The organism is Bradyrhizobium sp. URHA0013, assembly GCF_000518345.1.
Taxonomy (GTDB): Bacteria; Pseudomonadota; Alphaproteobacteria; order Rhizobiales; family Xanthobacteraceae; genus Bradyrhizobium.
Genome location: NZ_KI912426.1, coordinates 300,527 through 320,467, shown reverse-complemented (window position 1 = coordinate 320,467; position 19,941 = coordinate 300,527). Strand labels below are relative to the sequence as shown.

Annotated in this window: 18 protein-coding genes, 1 tRNA gene and 1 riboswitch; of the genes, 14 read left to right on the top strand and 5 right to left on the bottom strand. The window is 64.9% G+C overall.

What is annotated here, in order from left to right; all coding sequences use genetic code 11:
* Nucleotides 1–50: 50 nt before the first annotated feature.
* Nucleotides 51–1,313, top strand: a complete 1,263-nt coding sequence (locus N551_RS0122155) for an ROK family protein (RefSeq protein ID WP_027568730.1) — start codon at nt 51–53, stop codon at nt 1,311–1,313.
* A gap of 18 nt (nt 1,314–1,331) precedes the next feature.
* Here the strand turns inward: N551_RS0122155 and N551_RS0122150 are convergent.
* A tRNA-Gln gene (locus tag N551_RS0122150) sits at nt 1,332–1,406 on the bottom strand.
* Nucleotides 1,407–1,650: 244 nt separating this feature from the next.
* On the opposite strand from N551_RS0122150, the gene N551_RS0122145 reads away from it, so the two are divergent.
* Nucleotides 1,651–3,429 (top strand): acyl-CoA dehydrogenase, encoded by a 1,779-nt coding sequence (locus N551_RS0122145; RefSeq protein WP_027568729.1) that lies wholly within the window; start codon nt 1,651–1,653, stop codon nt 3,427–3,429.
* A 91-nt stretch (nt 3,430–3,520) separates the two neighbouring features.
* Here the strand turns inward: N551_RS0122145 and N551_RS0122140 are convergent, their stop codons facing one another.
* Nucleotides 3,521–4,762, bottom strand: a complete 1,242-nt coding sequence (locus N551_RS0122140) for an MFS transporter (protein ID WP_027568728.1) — start codon at nt 4,760–4,762, stop codon at nt 3,521–3,523.
* 246 nt (nt 4,763–5,008) lie between these two features.
* Here N551_RS0122140 and N551_RS0122135 point away from each other — a divergent pair, with 246 nt between their 5' ends.
* The 8 genes from N551_RS0122135 to N551_RS0122095 all read left to right on the top strand — a co-directional run bounded on the left by N551_RS0122135 (nt 5,009) and on the right by N551_RS0122095 (nt 14,014).
* Nucleotides 5,009–5,770, top strand: coding sequence for an enoyl-CoA hydratase-related protein (locus N551_RS0122135; protein ID WP_027516571.1), 762 nt, complete (start codon nt 5,009–5,011; stop codon nt 5,768–5,770).
* A gap of 79 nt (nt 5,771–5,849) precedes the next feature.
* Nucleotides 5,850–7,508: a bifunctional UDP-sugar hydrolase/5'-nucleotidase gene (locus tag N551_RS0122130; RefSeq protein ID WP_027568727.1), complete on the top strand. Its 1,659-nt coding sequence runs from the start codon at nt 5,850–5,852 to the stop codon at nt 7,506–7,508.
* A gap of 134 nt (nt 7,509–7,642) precedes the next feature.
* Nucleotides 7,643–8,572: a histone deacetylase family protein gene (locus tag N551_RS0122125; protein ID WP_018456262.1), complete on the top strand. Its 930-nt coding sequence runs from the start codon at nt 7,643–7,645 to the stop codon at nt 8,570–8,572.
* Nucleotides 8,573–8,645: 73 nt separating this feature from the next.
* Nucleotides 8,646–8,897, top strand: coding sequence for an exodeoxyribonuclease VII small subunit (locus N551_RS0122120; RefSeq protein WP_027568726.1), 252 nt, complete (start codon nt 8,646–8,648; stop codon nt 8,895–8,897).
* A 599-nt stretch (nt 8,898–9,496) separates the two neighbouring features.
* Nucleotides 9,497–11,425 (top strand): 1-deoxy-D-xylulose-5-phosphate synthase, encoded by a 1,929-nt coding sequence (dxs, locus tag N551_RS0122110; RefSeq protein ID WP_027568725.1) that lies wholly within the window; start codon nt 9,497–9,499, stop codon nt 11,423–11,425.
* 32 nt (nt 11,426–11,457) lie between these two features.
* The gene (locus N551_RS0122105) at nt 11,458–12,012 is read left to right on the top strand and encodes a nucleoside 2-deoxyribosyltransferase (RefSeq protein ID WP_027568724.1); all 555 of its coding nucleotides are present in this window, start codon (nt 11,458–11,460) and stop codon (nt 12,010–12,012) included.
* Nucleotides 12,013–12,039: 27 nt separating this feature from the next.
* Nucleotides 12,040–12,774 carry a TlyA family RNA methyltransferase gene (locus N551_RS0122100; RefSeq protein ID WP_027568723.1) on the top strand — a complete coding sequence of 245 codons (735 nt, stop codon included), beginning with the start codon at nt 12,040–12,042 and terminating at the stop codon, nt 12,772–12,774.
* Nucleotides 12,767–14,014, top strand: coding sequence for a class I SAM-dependent RNA methyltransferase (locus tag N551_RS0122095; protein ID WP_027568722.1), 1,248 nt, complete (start codon nt 12,767–12,769; stop codon nt 14,012–14,014). The genes N551_RS0122100 and N551_RS0122095 overlap by 8 nt, the downstream gene beginning before the upstream one ends.
* Here the strand turns inward: N551_RS0122095 and N551_RS0122090 are convergent.
* The 3 genes from N551_RS0122090 to N551_RS0122080 form a co-directional block, all read right to left on the bottom strand.
* On the bottom strand, nt 14,011–14,613 hold the full coding sequence (locus N551_RS0122090) for a hypothetical protein (RefSeq protein WP_027568721.1): 603 nt from the start codon (nt 14,611–14,613) through the stop codon (nt 14,011–14,013). The genes N551_RS0122095 and N551_RS0122090 overlap by 4 nt on opposite strands.
* 246 nt (nt 14,614–14,859) lie before the next feature.
* Nucleotides 14,860–15,492 (bottom strand): hypothetical protein, encoded by a 633-nt coding sequence (locus N551_RS0122085; RefSeq protein ID WP_027568720.1) that lies wholly within the window; start codon nt 15,490–15,492, stop codon nt 14,860–14,862.
* 175 nt (nt 15,493–15,667) lie between these two features.
* A complete protein-coding gene (locus tag N551_RS0122080) occupies nt 15,668–16,552 on the bottom strand; it encodes a DUF1194 domain-containing protein (RefSeq protein ID WP_027568719.1) in 885 nt (294 codons plus the stop codon).
* A 269-nt stretch (nt 16,553–16,821) separates the two neighbouring features.
* Nucleotides 16,822–16,899: riboswitch (Fluoride riboswitch) on the top strand.
* Nucleotides 16,900–17,035: 136 nt separating this feature from the next.
* Here N551_RS0122080 and N551_RS0122075 point away from each other — a divergent pair.
* The 4 genes from N551_RS0122075 to N551_RS0122060 all read left to right on the top strand — a co-directional run bounded on the left by N551_RS0122075 (nt 17,036) and on the right by N551_RS0122060 (nt 19,903).
* On the top strand, nt 17,036–18,244 hold the full coding sequence (locus tag N551_RS0122075) for an MFS transporter (protein WP_035961745.1): 1,209 nt from the start codon (nt 17,036–17,038) through the stop codon (nt 18,242–18,244).
* 28 nt (nt 18,245–18,272) lie between these two features.
* Nucleotides 18,273–18,656 (top strand): fluoride efflux transporter CrcB, encoded by a 384-nt coding sequence (gene crcB / locus N551_RS0122070; RefSeq protein WP_027568717.1) that lies wholly within the window; start codon nt 18,273–18,275, stop codon nt 18,654–18,656.
* A 137-nt stretch (nt 18,657–18,793) separates the two neighbouring features.
* Nucleotides 18,794–19,099, top strand: coding sequence for an ATP-dependent Clp protease adapter ClpS (gene clpS / locus N551_RS0122065; RefSeq protein WP_027568716.1), 306 nt, complete (start codon nt 18,794–18,796; stop codon nt 19,097–19,099).
* Between the two features lie 552 nt (nt 19,100–19,651).
* A complete protein-coding gene (locus N551_RS0122060; RefSeq protein WP_027568715.1) occupies nt 19,652–19,903 on the top strand; it encodes a hypothetical protein in 252 nt (83 codons plus the stop codon).
* Nucleotides 19,904–19,941 lie beyond the last annotated feature (38 nt).

Here is a 19,941-nt window from a genome sequence, read left to right as displayed (position 1 = left end):
GGGCATCTCGTCCCCTCCATTAAATTTACGTGATGAATTAAAGAGGCAGCATGGTTGACCAAATTGAGCCGTCCAGACGCGTGTCAAACACGGCCCGCGAATCCAACCGCGGCCGGCTCGTCGACGTCTTGCGACGCCAGGGGCCGCTGCCACGCGTGGCGCTCGCCCGGAGTACAGGCCTGAGCTTCCCGGCTGTTTCCGGCCTGACGTCGCGGCTGATCGCGGAAGAGCTGCTGTGCGAGACGGAGACGGCGGCAACGCCGTGGTCCGAGGACGGCGAGGAAGAGGATGCGGACGGGCCGAATGGCCGTCGCCGCGGCCGGCCGGCCGTGCTGCTGACCCTGAACCCGGAGTTCGGGCGCATCGTGGCGATCTCCGTGCGCATGAACCTGATCGAGACGCTGATCGCGGATTTCCGGGGCTCCGGCGTGGCGCAGTCGCGACTTGCACTGTCGACGCGCGCGCTCGATGCAGGCGCGCTGCGCGATCTCGTGATCGCGCAGATCAATGCGCTGCTCGATGCGACGGAGACGCCGCGCCATCGGCTGTTGGGAATCGGGATCGCGCTGCAAGGCATCGTGAACGTCGACACCGGCACGACGCTGTGGAGTCCCGCGCTGTCGATCACCGAAGTCGATCTGGCGACGCCGATACGTCAGGCGTTCGGGGTCGAGGTCGTGATGGCGAACGACGCTGTCGCGGTCGCGCTCGCCCTCACGGCCGCCGAACCGGCATTGGCGGAAGGCCTCTCGGCCACGATCATGGTCGGTCACGGCATCGGGATGGGCGTCGTTGCCGATGGTGAAGCACGCTGGGGCGCCGGCAGCGAGATCGGCCATGTCAAGCTGGCGCCGGACGGCCCGCAATGCCGCTGCGGCCAGCGCGGCTGTATCGAGGCTTATCTTGCTGATTATGCGCTCTACCGCGACGCCCGCACCTTTCTCGATCTGCCGCCGGCGGACTCGCAGCAGCCGTCCGAGGGACAGATGGCCTTGCTGCGCGAGCGCGCACTGGGCGGAGATCCACGTCTCGAGCACCTGTTCCTGCAGGCAGGTCGCGCGCTGGCGGAGGCGGTCGCTGCAACGATATCGGTGCTGCGACCGCACCACGTCATCCTGGCGGGTCCAGGCTTGATGGCCTTCGACATGATGCGCCACGCCTATGAGGAGCGGCTCGAGCAGGCGGTGTTGCCATGGCTGCTCAGGTCCACGGCGATCCATCTGCGTCCAAGCGAGTCGGCGGTCATTGTCGAGGGCATGGTGCGACGGACGCTGCGGGTCGTCGACCAAAACCACATGGAAGCGACCGAGTAAGCGCCGCGAGCTAAGCGCTGGCTGGGGCGGGAGGGATCGAACCTCCGAATGGCGGAATCAAAATCCGCTGCCTTACCACTTGGCTACGCCCCATCAGGCCCTTTGGGAACGGCGGCGACACGAGCGTCCGCGGATTCCCTCGAGTGGTGCCGGTCTATAGGGAGCGGCGCGGCATTTCAACCGCCCGGAGGGGCAAAATACCACAGGCGCCGCTGGCGCTATATGAGCGCTACGCCCCCCGCTCCCGACAGGCGTTCCGCCACCCCCTCCCGACAGTTGAGACCTCCGCCGTTTCATGGGAATACGACGCCAAGACCTGTCTCTCCGGGAGTGAGCCATGACCTACCGCGCGCCGATCTCTGACATGCTGCTGTCGCTCAACCACGGCGCCGGCCTGAAGGCTGCCATGGAGGCCGGCCATTACGGCGATTTCGACGGCGATATCGTGAGCGCCGTGCTGGAGGAAGCCGGCAAGTTCGCAACCGACGTGCTGGCGCCGCTGAACAAGGTCGGCGACGAGCACGGCATCAAGCTCAGCGACGGCAAGGTCACGACCGCGCCGGGCTGGCCGGATGCCTACAAGCGCTGGACCGAGGGCGGCTGGAACGCGGTCTCCGGCCCCGAGGATTTCGGCGGCCAGGGCCTGCCGCTCGCGATCAACGCGGCCTGCACCGAGATCTGGAGCGCCTCGAACGTCGCCTTCGGCCTCTGCCCGCTGCTGACGGCGTCGGCGATGGAGGCGCTGGACGCGCATGGCAGCGACGAGCTGAAGAACATCTATCTCGAGAAGCTCGTCTCCGGCGAATGGACCGGCACGATGCAGCTGACCGAGCCGCAGGCCGGCTCCGACGTCGGCGCGCTGCGCACCCGCGCCGAGAAGCAGGCCGACGGCACCTATCGCATCAAGGGGACGAAGATCTTCATCACCTATGGCGAGCACGACATGACCGACAACATCGTGCATTTCGTGCTGGCGCGTCTGCCGGACGCGCCCGCCGGCACCAAGGGGATCTCGCTGTTCCTCGTTCCCAAATTCATGGTCAACGAAGACGGCTCGCTGGGGCAGCGCAACGACATTTTTGCCTCTGGTGTCGAGCACAAGCTTGGCATGCATGCCTCCCCGACCTGCACCATGACCATGGGCGATCATGGCGGCGCGATCGGTTTCCTGGTCGGCGAAGAGAACCAGGGCATGCGCTGCATGTTCACGATGATGAACCAGGCCCGCCTCGGCGTCGGCCTCGAAGGCGTCGGTGTCGCCGACCGCGCCTATCAGCAGGCATTATCGTACGCACAAGAGCGCAAGCAGGGCCGCGCCCTCGGCAACAAGAGTGACGGCTCCGATCCGATCTTCGTGCATCCCGACGTCAAGCGCATGCTGATGCGGATGCGGGCGCAGACCGCGGCGGCGCGCACCATCTGCTATGCGACCGCGGTGGCGATCGACGTCTCGACGCGCGCCAGGGATCCGAAGGTCCGCGCCGACGCTGCCGCGCGCGCGGCGCTGCTGACGCCGATGGCCAAGGGCTATTCCACCGACATCGGCAACGAGGTCGCCTATCTCGGCGTGCAGGTGCATGGCGGCATGGGCTTCATCGAGGAGACCGGCGCGGCGCAGCACTATCGCGATGCCCGCATCACCGCGATCTACGAGGGCACCAACGGCATCCAGGCCATCGACCTCGTCACGCGAAAGCTCGCGGCCAACGGCGGCGCATCGGTGTGGGCGCTGCTCGACGAGCTCTCGGCCATCGTGAAGCAGGTCGAAGCCTCCAACGATCCCGCCTTCGGCACCACCGGCGTGAAATTGCGCGAGGCACTGGAGGCGCTGACCCGCACCAGCAAATGGCTGCTAGAGCGGGTTGCGTCCGCGCCGAACGAGGCGCTGGCCGGCGCGACGCCATATCTGCAGCAGTTCGGCGCCACGCTCGGCGGCTGCATGCTGGCATCCGAAGCGCTCGCCGCGAAATCCGATGGCATCACGGACGCCGCGCGCTACGTCTCGCTGGCGCGCTTCTTCGCCGAGAACATTGCCGTACAGGCTGGCGCGCTCGAGCGCACCGTGACGGAGAGCGCGGAGTCGGTCGCGGCGGCGGATGCGGTGCTGCTGGGATAGCTGCGATGCGTAGCCTGGATTGAGCGCAGCGCAATCCAGGATTCGTGCCACGAGCGATGACGGCCCCGGATTGCGCTGCGCTCCATCCGGGCTACGAAGCCGCGAGCTTCGTGCGTCTCCCCGGCCGCCACAGCACAACGGCCGTCGCCACCAGATCTAGCACCACGCACATCGCAAACGCGCTCGTGTAATCGCCGGTTACGCTGCGTACAAGACCGACGATGCCGGGGCCGAAGGCACTGACGATGCCGCTGATCGAGGTGCCCAGTCCCATCGCGGCGGCGAAGGCGCTGGCGCCGATCTCGCGCTGGATGATCAAAGGCGGGAACGTGATCATGTTGCCGATCGAGAAACCGTAGACGGCGCAGCACGCGAGCAGCACGGTCGGGTTCGTGGTTTGCAGAAGCACGAACAGAGCCGCCGCCTGGCTCGTCATCGATGCCGCGCAGGCGAGCCGCGGATCGAGCCGGTCCACGAACAGGCCGAGCGACAGGCGCCCGACCACCGCCATCGCCGCCATGATGGTGACGGCAAGGCCCGCACTGGCGCGGCCGATCAGCGGTTCGAGGAACGTCACCTGGTGGATGATGAATCCCATCTGCGCCAGCAGCGCGATCGCGATCGGCAGCACCATGGTCCAGAACGCCGCGTTGGCGAGCAGCGTCTTGCGCGAGTGAACCGCAGGCACGGCGGTGCCGCCATCGAATGAATCCCCGCCCGGCGTCGGCGGCATTTCCGTCGGCCAGCCTGTGAAGATGACCACCACCGGCAGCACCAGCACCATCATCGCCAGCGTGGCTGCCAGCATCGCGGAACGGAAGCCGATGCTGCCGCTCAGCGTCAGCAGCAGCGGCACGAGCACGATGCCGCCGCAGGTCGCGCCGTTGTAGGCGAGGCTGAGCGCGAGCCCGCGGCGCCGTTCGAACCAGGAGTTCAGCACGGTCGCGATCACCACCGTGCCCATGCCGGTCCAGCCGACCGACATCAGCGCATAGGCGAGGTAGAGCTGCCAGGGCGTCTGCAGCAGCGCCAGCAGCACCGTCGAAGCGCCGAGCGCCGACAGTCCGCACAGGATCAGCGACCGCAGCCCGATGCGGGCGAGCAGATCGTCGGTGAAGATGACGAGCACGGCAGTCAGGAGAAAGGAGAAGGTGCTGGCCGCAGAGACCAGCGTGCCCGGCCAGCCATGGGCGCGCTGCAGCTCGGCGAGATAGACGCCCTGGCCGTACAGACCGAAGCCGAACATGAAGAAAGCCATCAGGAAGCAGGCCAGCACGACGCGCCAGCCGCGATAGTGCAGCGAGGATTCGTCAACACGCGTAGCGGCAATCATCAATCGGGCAATCGGCCAAATGGAACGGCGCGAGGCGATCGTGCACCACAACCAGGGGTTTTTCAAATGAAAAAGTAGCCGATTGTTGCATCGCGCAGCACGGCGGGGAGCGTGATGCGCCCGTCTCACGCGAATTCGGTCTCCAAAAGGTCGAGCCAGCGCATTGGCACGCCTGCAAGATGATGTAGGCTGACGTTTCGCGAGTCTAGCCAATGTCAGTGTCGCGGCGACCGCAGGGGCCCCTTCATGCCGAATGGCAACATCATCGTCACCGAAGAGCGCGGAACGCGCGTGATCACCCTGCGTCGCCCGAGCAAGAAGAACGCGATCACGCAGGACATGTATCGGGAGATGAGCCGCGCGATCGACACCGCGCAGAACAATCCCGACATCCGCTGCATGATCATCACCGGCGGCTCCGGCGTGTTCACCGCCGGCGACGACATCGACGATTTCATGCACGCCGATACGTCGCGCCCCGAGACGCTGTCCGACGGCGCCAAGTTTCTCTATTCGCTCGCACTCAACGCCAAGCCAGTGATCGCGGCCGTGGACGGCGCGTCGATCGGCATGGGCACCGTGATGCTGTTCCATTGCGACTATGTGCTGGCCTCGAACGCGGCGACCTTCTCCGCGCCCTACATCCATCTCGGGCTGGTGCCGGTCGGCGCGTCCAGCCTTTTGATGCCGAACACGATGGGCTACCAGCGCGCCTTCGCCATGCTGGTGATGGGACGGACTTTTACGGCCGCCGAAGCGCATGCCGCCGGCTTCGTCAACACCGTGGTCTCGCCGGGGCATACCGAGGTCGAGGCGCGCAAGGTGGCGCGCGATATCTGCAGGCTCCCCGCCGAAGCGGTCGCGACCTCGCGCAAACTGCTGCGCGTGGCATCCGAGGAGCTCACCCGCCGCATCGATCAGGAGGCCCATTTGTTCGGTGAGCGGCTGAAGTCGGAAGAAGCCACCGCTGCCTTCAACGCGTTTGCGAACAGGAAGAAGAAAAAATAGGCTGTCGTCCGGCGCATCGCCGCGGAATGACGGCGAGAACTTTCGTGAAATCTTCGTGCGGAACGACTAGTCTGGTTCCATGCGACATGTTCTCCGCCTGACCGTCTTCTCGCTCGCGCTCGCCGCCCTGCCCGCGTCCGCCCAAACCGCCGCACCCGTCGAGCTGCGCATCCTCGCGATCAACGATTTCCACGGCAATCTGCGCCAGCCGCCGGGCGGCATCCGGATCAGCGATCCCGAGGACAAGTCCAGGAAGGTGATGGTGGCCGCCGGCGGTGCCGAATACATGGCGACGCTGGTGAAGCAGCTGCGCGAGGGCCACAAGAACACGATCTTCGTCGCCGCCGGCGACCTGATCGGCGCGAGCCCGTTCCTGTCGGCAATGTTCCACGACGAGCCTTCGATCGAGTCGCTCTCGATGATGGGGCTCGCGATCAGTTCGGTCGGCAATCACGAATTCGACGAGGGCAAGACCGAGCTGTTGCGGATGCAGAACGGGGGTTGTCATCCCGTCGACGGCTGTCAGGGGCCGCATCCCTTTACGGGCGCCAAATTCCACTATCTCGCGGCGTCCACCATCGAGACCACGACCGGCAGGAGCGTGCTGCCGCCTTACGAAATCAGGGAGTTCGAGGGCATCCCCATCGCCTTCATCGGGCTCACCTTGAAGGAGACCGCGGGCATCGTCTCGCCATCGGGCGTCACGGGCCTCGAATTCCGCGACGAAGCCGAGACTGTGAACGCGCTGGTGCCGCAGCTGAAGGCGCGCGGGGTCGAGGCGATCGTGGTGCTGATCCACCAGGGCGGCGAGCCGGCCGGTGACTACAATGAATGCCCTGCCATCACCGGGCCGATCGTCGACATCGTGAAGAAATTCGATCGCGCCGTCGACGTCGTCGTCAGCGGCCACACCCATCGTGCTTATGTCTGCGATGTTGACGGGCGGCTCGTCACCAGCGGCGACAAATACGGTACGCTGGTCACCGCGATCGATCTCAAGCTCGATCCGGCAACGCGCGACGTCGTCAGCGCCAAGGCCGAGAACGTCCTCGTCGCCAATGCCTCGCTGCCTAGGGATCCCGAGCAGACCGCACTGATCGATGCCTACGACAGACTTTCGGCGCCGATCGCCAATCGCCCGGCTGGATCGGTGACGCAGACGCTGTCGCGGGTGCCGAACGAGGCCGGCGAAAGCGCGCTCGGCGACGTCATTGCGGACGCGCAGCTCGCCGCGACCCGGGACGCCAAGGATGGCGGTGCCGTCATCGCGCTCACCAATCCAGGCGGCATCCGCACCGACATCGTTCCAAAGGAGAACGGCGCGATCACCTTCGGCGACGTTTTCGCCAGCCAGCCGTTTCGCAATCGGCTCGTCACCATGACGCTCACGGGCAGCCAGCTCAAGGACATGCCGGAGCAGCAATGGCTCGATCCGAAGCGGCCGCGGATTCTCCAGGTCTCGAACGGGTTCAGTTACGCCTGGGATGCGGCGAAGCCGTACGGCGAGCGCGTGATCAACGAGAAGATGACGCTCAATGGCAGACCGATCGAAGCCGGAAGCGGCTACCGCGTCACCCTCAACGATTACCTCGCAGTCGGTGGCGACGGCTTCACGGTCGTCAAACAAGGCACGGGGCTGCAATATGGCGGCTACGACGCCGACGCGCTGTTCGCGTTCTTCAGGGCGCACGGACCGATCGGGCCGCTGCCGCTGAGCCGCATCCTGCGCGTGAATTGATCCGGATCAAACGGACCGGTCCGGGACCACCCTTTGCCATTCCCGGGGGAACGCATAGATTGGGTTTTGCATTTGCGTTTTGGCGCCGGATGCGCCAAGCGACGTCGAGAGCCCGCATCCCATGAGGCCGACTGATGAGTACGCTTCTCCTCTCCCACAAGGCCTGCCTCGACCACGTCACGCCGCCGGGACACCCTGAAAGGCCGGACCGCCTGCGCGCGGTGGAGGAGGCGCTGTCGCATGAGCGCTTCCAGTTCCTGGTGCGCGACCAGGCACCGGAGGGCGATCTCGATCTCGTCACGCTCTGCCACAACGAGCACTACGTCACGGAGCTGCGCCACATCGCGCCGACCAGCGGACAGGTCTATATCGATGGCGACACCTCAATGTCGCCGGGCACGTGGGAAGCGGTGATGCGCGGCGTCGGCGGCGCGGTCGCGGCGACCGAAGCGGTGATGGCGGGCGAGCATCGCAATGCCTTCGTCGCGGTGCGCCCGCCCGGCCACCACGCCGAGATCGGCAAACCGATGGGCTTCTGCTTCTTCGACAACGTCGCCATCGCCGCGCGCCACGCGCAGCGCAAATACGGCATCAAGCGCGCGGCCATCGTCGATTTCGACGTGCATCACGGCAACGGCACGCAGGACATCTTCTGGTCGGACCCGACCGTGATGTACTGCTCGACGCACCAGATGCCGCTGTTTCCGGGCACCGGTGCCAAGAGCGAGCGCGGCGACCACGACACCATCGTCAACGCGCCGCTCGCCTCCGAGGACGGCGGGCCGGAATTCCGCATCGCGTTCGAGAATTTGATCCTGCCGCAGCTCGAAAAATTCAGCCCGGAGCTGCTCGTCATCTCTGCCGGCTTCGACGCGCATTATCGCGATCCGCTGGCGTCGCTGAATTTGCGCGCGGAGGATTATGCCTGGGTGACGCGCAAGCTGATGGACCTCGCCGACAAGACCGCAGGGGGGCGCGTTGTTTCTGTGCTCGAAGGCGGCTACGACCTGCAAGGACTGAAAGAATCTGTTACGGCGCATGTCGGCGCCCTGATGGGCGCCTGACGCACCCGCCACATTGCGCCCGCAAAACTTTGCTTTCTCCGACGTGAAGCGAATCGGGCAATCGGAAACTTATATGGCCGAAAATACCCAAATCGACGTCTCCAGGCTGACCTTCGAACGCGCCATCGAGGAGCTCGAAACGATCGTGAAGCGGCTCGAGGACGGCAAGGTGCCCCTCGAGGAATCCGTGACGATCTACGAGCGCGGCGAGGCCCTGAAGCGCCGCTGCGAGGAGTTGCTGCGCCAGGCTGAGGCGCGCGTCGACAAGATCACCACCGATGCCAGCGGCCAGGCCATCGGCACCGCGCCGCTCGACGTCCAGTAAGGGCCGCCTTCAAAGCCGCCCATCCTACGCATCGGCCACCCGCAATTTTTCATGATTGCACGCCCGTGTCGGGCCGCTGCGGCTGCTTTGATCCAGGGAACCGGGGCCCAGGAAGATCATGGAACTCCCTCACGAGGGCCCGTCGTCTCCTGAAATTCCGTCTAAAGCAGCTTCTCACACCCCAAAAACCTGCCGAGGAACCGAGCAAGCTTGGAACTCTTGAGCTGGCGCCGGGATTAACCACTTTGGCCCGGGGGTTGCAGGTGCATGCCCGCAATCGGCCCAGCGGGTTGGCTTTGGCCCAAGCTTTGGTGTAAAGCTGCGCGGAGTGTGGCTTTTTGTAAGCCTTGCGTGGGCACTGATTACCGACGACAAGCGCTTCAAACTGCTGATGAATTGGCTGGAATGGACGAAGCCGATCTAAGTGACAGGGATCACAGAGACTGAACCGGAGAGCACTTAAGCTCACCTAAGCTTGAAGACGGGGCTTTGCCCCATGCAGGTGGCTCCGACGGTTTAAGGACTCGCGCTGCGCCGATATTGAGCAAACCCATCGCGCACCGGAACGATCTTCCGGCGCTGACAAATTGGAAATCGCCGTGAACGCATATAGTAAAACGCCGCTTCTCGACACCATCCGGACGCCGGACGACCTGCGCAAGCTCAAGGTCGAGCAGGTTCGCCAGGTCGCCGACGAGCTGCGTCAGGAGACCATCGATGCCGTCTCGGTGACCGGCGGTCATTTCGGCGCAGGCCTCGGCGTGGTCGAGCTCACCACTGCGATCCATTACGTCTTCGACACCCCGCGCGACCGGCTGATCTGGGACGTCGGCCACCAGGCCTATCCGCACAAGATCCTCACCGGCCGGCGCGATCGCATCCGCACGCTGCGCACCGGCGGCGGCCTGTCCGGCTTCACCAAGCGCAGCGAGAGCGATTACGATCCGTTCGGCGCCGCGCATTCCTCGACCTCGATCTCCGCCGGCCTCGGCATGGCGGTCGCGCGCGACCTCGCCGGCGGCAAGAACAACGTTATCGCCGTCATCGGTGACGGCGCGATGTCGGCGGGCATGGCCTATGAGGCCATGAACAATGCGGGTGCGATGAACTCGCGCCTGATCGTCATCCTCAACGACAACGACATGTCGATCGCGCCGCCGGTCGGCGCGATGAGCGCCTACCTGTCGCGGCTCTACTCGGGCAAGACCTACCGCACGCTGCGCGATGCGGCCAAGCAGATCAACAAGCGCTTGCCCAAGATCATCGCCAGCCGCGCCAACCGCGTCGAGGAATATTCCCGCGGCTTCATGATGGACGGCGGCACGCTGTTCGAGGAGCTCGGCTTCTACTATGTCGGCCCGATCGACGGTCATAACCTCGACCATCTCCTGCCCGTGCTGAAGAACGTGCGCGACATGGAGACCGGCCCGATCCTGGTTCACGTCGTGACGCAGAAGGGCAAGGGCTACGGCCCGGCGGAAGCCTCCGCCGACAAGTACCACGCCGTGGTCAAGTTCGACGTTGCGACCGGCACCCAGGCCAAGTCCAAGCCGAATGCACCGGCCTATCAGAACGTGTTCGGCCAGAGCCTCGTCAAGGAAGCGGAGAAGGACGACAAGATCGTCGCCATCACCGCGGCGATGCCCTCCGGCACCGGCGTAGACATCTTCAACAAGGCGTTCCCGGACCGCACCTTCGACGTCGGCATTGCCGAGCAGCACGCAGTGACGTTCGCCGCCGGCCTAGCCACCGAAGGCTACAAGCCGTTCTGCGCGATCTACTCGACCTTCCTGCAGCGCGGCTACGACCAGATCGTGCATGACGTCGCGATCCAGAGCCTGCCCGTGCGCTTCGCCATCGACCGCGCCGGCCTCGTCGGCGCCGACGGCGCCACCCATGCCGGCTCGTTCGACAACGCCTATCTCGGCTGTCTGCCGAACATGGTGATCATGGCCGCGGCCGACGAAGCCGAGCTGGTGCACATGGTTGCAACGCAGGTCGCGATCAACGATCGTCCGAGCTCGCTGCGCTATCCGCGCGGCGAAGGCCGCGGCATCGAGATGCCCGAAGTCGGCATTCCGCTCGAGATCGGCAAGGGCCGCATCGTCCGCCAGGGCAGCAAGATTGCCCTGCTCTCCTTCGGCACGCGCCTTGCCGAATGCGAGAAGGCCGCCGACGAGCTCGCAGCCCACGGCCTTTCGACCACGATCGCGGATGCGCGCTTCATGAAGCCGCTGGACACCGAGCTGGTGCTCAAGCTCGCGCGCGACCACGAGATCCTCATCACCATCGAGGAAGGCTCGGTCGGCGGTTTCGGCTCGCATGTCGCGCAGTACCTGAGCGATCAGGGCGCGCTCGACAGCGGCCTGGTGCGGTTCCGCACCATGGTGCTGCCCGACGTGTTCCAGGACCACGACACCCCGGCGGCGATGTACGGTCGTGCCGGTCTCGACGCCAAGGGCATCGTCGCCAAGGTGTTCGAGGCGCTCGGCAAGGACGTCAAGGCCGAGACGGTCAAGCTCGCCTGACAGCGAGCTTCGACCTTCCGCGAAGCAGCTCGATGAAAATCTACCTGGCAGGCCCCGACGTGTTCCTGCCAGATGCGGTCGAAATCGGCCGGCAGAAGGCCGCGATCTGTGCTGCGCACGGCCTCACCGGCCTCTATCCCCTCGACAACGAGATCGACCTCGCCGCTCCCGACGCCTCGCGGCAGATCTTTTGCGGCAACGAGGCGATGATGGACTCGGCCGATGCGATCATCGCCAACCTCACGCCGTTCCGCGGCGCGGGCGCCGATCCCGGCACCGTCTACGAGCTCGGCTACATGGCCGGCCGCCGCAAGTTCTGCCTCGCCTATTCCAATGACGGCGCCGCCTATGCCGACCGCCTCAGTCGCTTCATGGTCGTGACGTCCGAGGACGGGCGACTAGTCGACGCGCAGGGGCTGACGGTCGAGGATTTTGGCCTCGTCGACAATCTCATGATGATCCATGCGCTGGAGCTGCATGGCTGCCCGCTGGTGACGCCGGCGCAGATGCCGATCGACGTCTGGCACGATTTGGCCGCGTTCGAGGCTTGCGTCCGGATGGCGGCCGCGCGATTGATCGCTACATAAGCGCCTCAGGCGTCTTTCGGAGAGATGATGTCCCCTGCCCGCAAGCGCGCGGATGTTCTGCTGGTCGAGCGCGGCCTGTTCGAGAGCCGGGCGCGGGCGCGCGCGGCGATCGAGGCCGGGCTCGTCACGGCCGACGACAAGCAGGTCGCAAAGCCGTCGGAGACGATCGCCGAGGACGCCGTGATCCAGGCCGAGCCCGCGCACCCCTACGTCTCCCGCGGCGGGGTCAAGCTCGCCGACGCACTGGAGCGCTACCCGATCGAGATCGAGGACCATGTCTGCCTCGACGTCGGCGCGTCCACCGGCGGATTCACCGAGGTGCTGCTGGCGAATGGCGCAAGTCTCGTCTTTGCCGTCGATGTCGGCACCAGTCAGCTGCATCCCTCGCTGCGCGGTCACTCCAAGATCGTGTCGATGGAAGAGACCGACATCCGCGCCTATGACGGCAAGCGTTTGCCGGCGCGGCCGGATGTCGTCGTGATCGACGTCAGCTTCATCTCGCTCAAGACGGTGCTGCCCGTGGCGCTGTCGCTGGCGGCCGCGCCGATGAGCCTGCTGGCACTGATCAAGCCGCAGTTCGAGGCGGACCGGAAGCACAACAAGAAGGGCATCGTCCGCGACGCCGCCGTGCACCGTGAGATCTGCGACGACATCGCCGCCTTTGCGGCCTCGCTCGGCTGCACCGATATCGAGGTGTTCCCATCGGCGATCACCGGCGGCGACGGCAACATCGAATTCTTCCTGGGCGCGCGCCGTGGTTGAGCGCGTGACGATCGATCACGTCGGCCATCGCGGCGACGGCGTCTCGCTCGACGCTGGGGAAGCCATCTATGTGCCCTACACGCTCGGCGGCGAGACCGTCGAAGTCGATCATGTCGTCGGCAATCATCCCGACCGCCGCAAGCTGCTCGCGGTGGACGTCGCCAGCCCCGAGCGCGTCACGCCGTTCTGTCCGCATTTCGGCGTCTGTGGCGGCTGCGCGATCCAGCACTGGGCGAGTGAACCGTATCACGCCTGGAAGCGCGGCATCGTGGTCGAGACCCTGGCCCAGGCCGGCATCGACTGCGAGGTGGCGTCGCTGGTCGATGCCCACGGTGCGGGACGCAGGCGCATCACGCTGCACGGGCGGTTCGGCACCCATGACATCCTCAAGGTCGGCTTCTCGGCTGCCAGCTCGCACGACGTCATCCCGATCGATCGCTGCCCGATCCTCGATCCCGGGCTCGCGGGTGCACTCGATGCCGGCTGGGCGCTCGCCGAACTGCTGACGTCCAGAATGCCGGTGACGAAACCGCTGGACATCCAGGTCACCGCGACCGCCAACGGTCTCGACATCGACGTGCGCGGCTCCGGCCCGCTGCCAACGCCGCTCGTGACGGCGCTCTCGCGCGTCGCCGAGCAGCATCGCCTGGCGCGGATGACACGGCACGGCGAGCTGGTGCTGCAACGCCTGCCGCCGACCGTGCAGATGGGCCGCGCCGAAGTGACGCTGCCGCCGGGCTCGTTCCTGCAGGCAACCGTCGCCGGCGAAGAGACGCTTGCGTCGCTGGTGGCCGAGCGCATCGGCAAGGCGAAGAACGTTCTCGACCTCTTCTGCGGCGTCGGTCCGTTCGCGTTGCGCCTCGCCGAGAAGGCCCGCGTCACCGCCCATGACAATGACGCCGGCGCCATTGCAGCGCTCGAAAAAGCCGCGCGGACGCCGGGGCTCAAGCCGATCAAGGCCGAGCCGCGCGATCTGTTTCGCCGTCCCCTGGTGGCGCCGGAGCTGCGCGATTTCGACGCCGTCGTGTTCGACCCGCCGCGCCAGGGCGCGCAGGCGCAGGCCTTGAAGCTCGCCGCGAGCAAGGTGCCTGTGGTGGTCGCGGTCTCCTGCAACGTCGCGACCTTTGCCCGCGACGCGCGGCTGCTGATCGACGGCGGCTACAAGATGGATGCCGTGGTGCCGGTCGACCAGTTCCGGCATACGCCGCATGTCGAACTGGTGGCGAAGTTCACGCGCTAACGGCGAAGACCGCCCAGCGCCGGTGACTCGCCGGGCAGTATCGACGAGTTGATGTCGCTGTCCATGCGCCCGGATTGCTGCTGGGTGAAGCCGGCGCCGAACGACAGGCTGAGGTTGGAGGTCGGCTTGAACTCGACACCCGCAAATGCGCCATAGCCGGGCGAGGCGCTGGAGGTGAGCGGCGCAAGCGAGCTGCCAATGCCGCCGCCGTATTTCAGCGTGTCGAAACCGGCAAAGAACGTGACGGGCATGCCGCCCGCGGTCTTGGTGTTGTAACCAAATTGCGTGCCATCGTAGGAGAGCGCGCTGAAATTGCCGACGGGCCCGCTCTGGCTGAAACCGTTCAAACCGAGATTGCCGCGCTCGCTTCCGACAAAGAACCCGGGACGAAAACTGTAGCTTCCGTCGGCATCGCCGGCCTTCAAGCTTGGAAAGTTGCCGTAGGCGTCGGCACTCTGGCCGACACTGCCGCCCCAACCGAAAGGACCGCCCGGTATCCAATACCTCACGGGCGCCACCTGCGCATGAGCCGATGCTCCGCCGAGGCAAAGCACGGCGAAGAGAATTGCGAAGGCGCGGGAATCTGTGAGGCTGGACATTGAGATGACCGTCAAGGAAGTGCGGAAATTATACGCGACGGATGCCCCGAAGGCCAGTGGAGTCGGCCCGGAGCGTCGTTTCAATCAACTCCCGCACGCGTTTCCGAGGTCTTGCACGGTTCCCACGGCGACAAAAAGGTCGAGAGCGTTCCGCCGCCGCCACCGCTCGTGCCAGGTAACTCGAAGCGTTCGATTGCGGTACTGTGGCGGCGCCGACATCAGGCCGCGGCAAACCACGGCGAGGCGTTACGCCGTTCTGTCCACCGAGGACGATGTATCCGACGGCGGATATTTCGTCACGGGCACGACGAAGGACTTGTTGCGGACCTGGTAGATGATCTTGCCGTTCTGCCCGTCGTCGGTCGCAATCTGGGCCTGCCCGAACATGATGACGTTCTTGTAGACGGTGCCGGTGCCCTGACGGGTGACGCCATCGGTGGTGACGCTGACCTGCGCTTCGTTGCCGTTGACAGCGAGGACCCTGAAGCTCGCGCTCTTGCCATTGTCACTGGAATAGCCGCCCCAGCTTCCCATCAGGCGGCTGTCGGAGGCCGGCGGCGCCTGCTTCTCGAGAGTCGCGGTCTGCTTGCCCGCGCCCGCAGATGACAACAGCACCAGACTCTTGCCGTCCTTGGTGCCGACCGTGACCGTGCCGAAGGTGAGAAGCGAACCGGCGACCTCGCCAAAACCGCGCTCCGTGCGCCCGTTATGGGTGTACTCGACCTGCGCCCGGGCACCGCGGATGTTCACGACCTTGAAGCTGACGGGCTGGTTGTTGCCAGCCCAATTGCCTTTCCACTCACCGAGCAGCGAGCTCTGGTGATACACCCGCTCGAGAGCGGGAGAAATCTGGCTGGTGCTCGATGAGACGATGGCCATTGGATTGCTCGGCGGATTTGTCTGACGGGCCCGCTTGGTTCGCGCCCCGACAGGAACGTCAGAACAGTATCCGGAAACAATTGGAAGCAGCCGATTAGGGCCACGCAACAGTTAACGCATGGTTAAAATTCCATCGCGGGCAAATAGGGCAAAAGGTCTCGTTCGGGTACAGCGCTCAGCGACCCCAGCGGTCCGACCAGATCTTCTCGCCGATCATGCAGTTCACACGCGGCTCCTTGTCCTTCTCCGCAACCCGCGTCACGGGGCGCTCCGGCATACGGCCCGCAACCTCCATCAAGAGCTTGGTGCGGATGGCTTCCTTGAACTTGTCGCGGTCCTTGATCGTGATGACGAAGGAACCGGGACCGCCGATGACGCAATCCTCATAGTAGAAATCGAGATTGTCGATATCCATGGTCGAATAGGAGGGCTCCTTGACCATGATCGGCAGGCCGTTGATGACGATGCCCTTCTCGATCGCCGCGTCGCGCGCGATCGTGACCGGAGTGCCATTGTTGTTGGGACCGTCGCCGGAAATGTCGATCACGCGACGCAGCCCCCGATAGGGATCCTCATCGAACAGCGGCATCGCGAAACTGATCGCGCCGGAGATCGAGGTGCGCGAGGCGCGCCGGATCGGCGTCTTCATGATTTCGGCGGCGACGGCATCGGCGGTCTCCGGTCCGTCGATCAGGCGCCAGGGAATGATGATCTTCTGGTCGGTCGAGGCGGCCCACTCGAAATAGGTCACCGCGATGCGGCCGTTCGGACCCAGCTTCAGCGCCTGCAGGAATTCCTTCGACTGGATCGCCTGCGCATAGCCTTCGCGCTGGATCGCGAGCTCGTCCATGTCCATGGAGTAGGAGACATCGACAGCGAGGATCAGCTCGACATCGACTGTCTGCGCGTCTCTGTCGGCTGCTTGCCGCTGCGGCTGATTTTTGAGCAGCGCCAGTCTGGGCGACTCAAATTTGGGTCCTGGTGCCGCGATGCCCGCGACGTCCCCTCCGGCGAACATGCCGGTCACCAGCACAGCCCCGATCGAGAACAGCAAGCGCATCGCAGCCTCCCGTCGTATGACGTGATGGTGACATGCAATCGCCTTGCCGCAAAGTCCGAAGATCGCTCGCGCTTCACATTCCAGTTAGGCATTTGCCAGTCAGGCATTTGCGGGCGGGAATTGCGAAGCATTGCGCAAAGCTGCCGCGATGTTGCCGCGCTCGCGCCGCTGGACTGGCGCCGTCACGCGCGGTGCGCTCCCGGACCGACGGGCCACTGGACAGTGCACCCTCGCCCACTTGTCCGGCGCGATTTCCATGTTAGGCTGGCCGGACAGATGGGGATGGAGTCCCCCGACAACCGCCCGGCGGCCTGTGACCGTAGTGGGCTGATGACTCCTGCTTGAGGAGGGGCAATTTTCAGGCCTCTGCCTTCGGCGGGAGCATGGACAAACCCGCCGCTGGCGGGTTTTTTGTTGCCTGGATGCGAAGGCCGAGGAGAGGTCAAGCAGAGATCAAGCAGAGGCCGAGGAGAAGTCCTGGACGTGACGACGACAACACCGAATGCTGCACGTGCGGGCCTGCCCAGGGGGATCTGGGTGCTCGGCTTCGTCTCGATGCTGATGGACGTCTCTTCCGAGATGATCCACGCGCTGCTGCCGGTCTATCTCGTCACCGTTCTCGGCGCCTCCACGCTCACCGTCGGCTTCATCGAGGGCATTGCCGAGGCGACCGCCTCGATCACGAAAATCTTCTCCGGCGCGTTGTCCGACTGGCTCGGCCGGCGCAAATTGCTCGCCGCGCTCGGCTACGGGCTGGCCGCGCTGACAAAACCGCTGTTCCCGCTTGCCCCCAGCGTCGGATGGCTGGTTGCCGCGCGCTTCATCGACCGCGTCGGCAAGGGCATTCGCGGCGCGCCGCGCGATGCACTGATCGCCGATATCGCGCCCATCGGCCTGCGCGGCGCGAGCTTCGGCCTGCGGCAGTCGCTCGACACCATCGGTGCGTTCGTCGGGCCGCTCATCGCGATCGGCCTGATGTGGTGGACGGTGGACAATTTTACGCTGGTGTTCTGGGTGGCGGTGCTGCCGGCGTTCCTGTCGTTCGGACTGATCGTGTTCGCGGTGAGCGAGCCGGAGCCTGACCCAGGCCGGGAGCCGTCAAAGAATCCGCTCAACATGGCCGCGATGCGCCAGCTTGGATCCGTGTACTGGCGTGTCGTCGCGGTTGGCGTCGTGTTCACGCTAGCGCGTTTCAGCGAGGCCTTCCTGATTCTGCGCGCGCAGAACATCGGGCTCAATGCGATGTGGGTGCCGGCCGTGCTGGTGCTGATGAACATCGTCTATGCGTTGTCGGCCTATCCGGCCGGCGTGCTCTCGGACCGGATCAACCGCACCGGCCTGCTCGCGCTCGGCCTCGTCTTCCTCGCCGGCGCCGATCTCGCGCTCGCACTGCTGCCAAACCTTGGCGGCCTCGCCCTCGGCGTCGCGCTGTGGGGACTGCATATGGGATTGACGCAAGGCCTGCTCTCGGCCCTCGTCGCTGACGCAGCGCCACCGAGCCTGCGCGGCACCGCGTTCGGCTATTTCAACCTGTTCACCGGCCTTGCCTTGCTGGCCGCAAGCGTGATCGCCGGCGCGCTGTGGGATAGCTATGGTCCGGCCGGCACCTTCCTGGCCGGGCTCGGCTTTGCGCTGATCGCGCTGATGGGACTATTTGCCGTCGGCGGCGGGCTGGTAACGGAGGATACATGATGGAAATGGCAAACGGGGGAACGAGACGTTGAACGTCCAATTCATTCTGGCGGTCGCCGCTGGTGGAGCGCTTGGCGCAGTCGTGCGCTATCTCGTTGCGATCGGTTCAGGCCGAGCGTTCGGCACCGATTTCCCCTGGGGCACCCTGATCATCAACGTAACGGGATCGTTCCTGATCGGGGTTTTCACCGCGATGTTCGCGACGAGGTGGAACCTGCCGCAAGCCGTCCGGATATTTCTGACGGTGGGGATTTGCGGCGGATACACCACATTCTCGACGTTCTCGCTGGATGCCTGGTCTCTGGTCGAGCGTGGACAGACATGGGCCTCGGCCGCCTACATGATTGGATCGGTAGTGTTGTCCGTTGCATCCCTCATCGCCGCAATGCAACTCGTCCGCGCGCTTCCGTAAGAGCCGAGCGCAGCGGCGCATTCCTGCTCATCCGGAGCCGCATATGACAAGCGCGCCTAGCATCTTGGAGAAGGACGGCGTCCTGCAATATGATCGGTTGGCTGGAAGCTCAACTGCACCAAGGCGTTTCAGAAGCGATGGCCGACACTGTTGCCAAACCGAAAACCAGGACGAAGACCAAGGTCGAGCGACCGAAGCTGCATAAGGTCATCCTGATCAACGACGACTTTACGCCCCGCGAATTCGTCACGATGATCCTCAAAGCCGAATTCCGCATGACCGAGGATCAGGCCTACAAGGTGATGATCACCGCCCACAAGCTCGGCGCCTGCGTGGTCGCGGTTTTCACCAAGGACGTCGCCGAGACCAAGGCCACCCGCGCCACCGACGCCGGCCGCACCAAGGGCTATCCGCTGCTGTTCACGACGGAGCCGGAGGAGTAGCGGCACCGGTCCGGCTTTGGTGCTTTGGCGCCCTCTTTCGATTTCGGCGCCGAATCTGCCCTGCCGAATAATGTATCTATTGGCCGTCAACAGGCGCATGGTAAGCCATCACCGGACCGTCACGGCATCCGTCGGTGACTGAGAGAGTCTTTGCGCTCCCGCCCAATGCGGAGCGTCCTATGCAAGACACAACCAAGAGAACCATCCCGCTGAGCAATCGCCTTGCCCAATTGGCAGCCGAGGCTCGTCGTCGCGCAGAGATTGCCCCGCCCGGCGTCCAGCGGGAAGCGCTGCTCAGAGCGGCGCGATTGAGCGAAACGGCCTCGCACATTCATGACTGGATAAGCCTGCCTGGTCCCAAAACACCGAGGTAGTGGCAAGCCAACCTGGTCGGCGGCCTGTTCACGTCGAGTGACGATCCGGGCCGAGGGCGGCATCCGCCTGCAAATCACACCTCAAATATAAGTTGTATGAAATGAACTATATTTCATTTTGGTTGTTGTAACAGCGTCCCCAAACGAAACGGGGCGGTCAACAGCCAAAGCAGCCCCCATGATGAAATCTTTTATCGCGTTCGCGATGTTCGCGCTCCTCGGAGTGTCCGTAATGGTGTTGCCCGGCTTCGCTCCGCAAGTGAAAGCGCGCGAAACCGTTGCTTTGGCGAAGGCGGACCGGCTGGCGAGCCACCCGGTGACCCGGAACTGCCTGGGCCAGGTCTGGCCGGACTTCGAAGCGTCGTGTCTGCGCCGAGGTGAATCCGATGTCAGGGTTCATGAAGCTCGTTTGGTGACGGCGCGCCGCTAAACCAACAATCGCAAAGCGCCGGCCGAGCTTGTCGGATG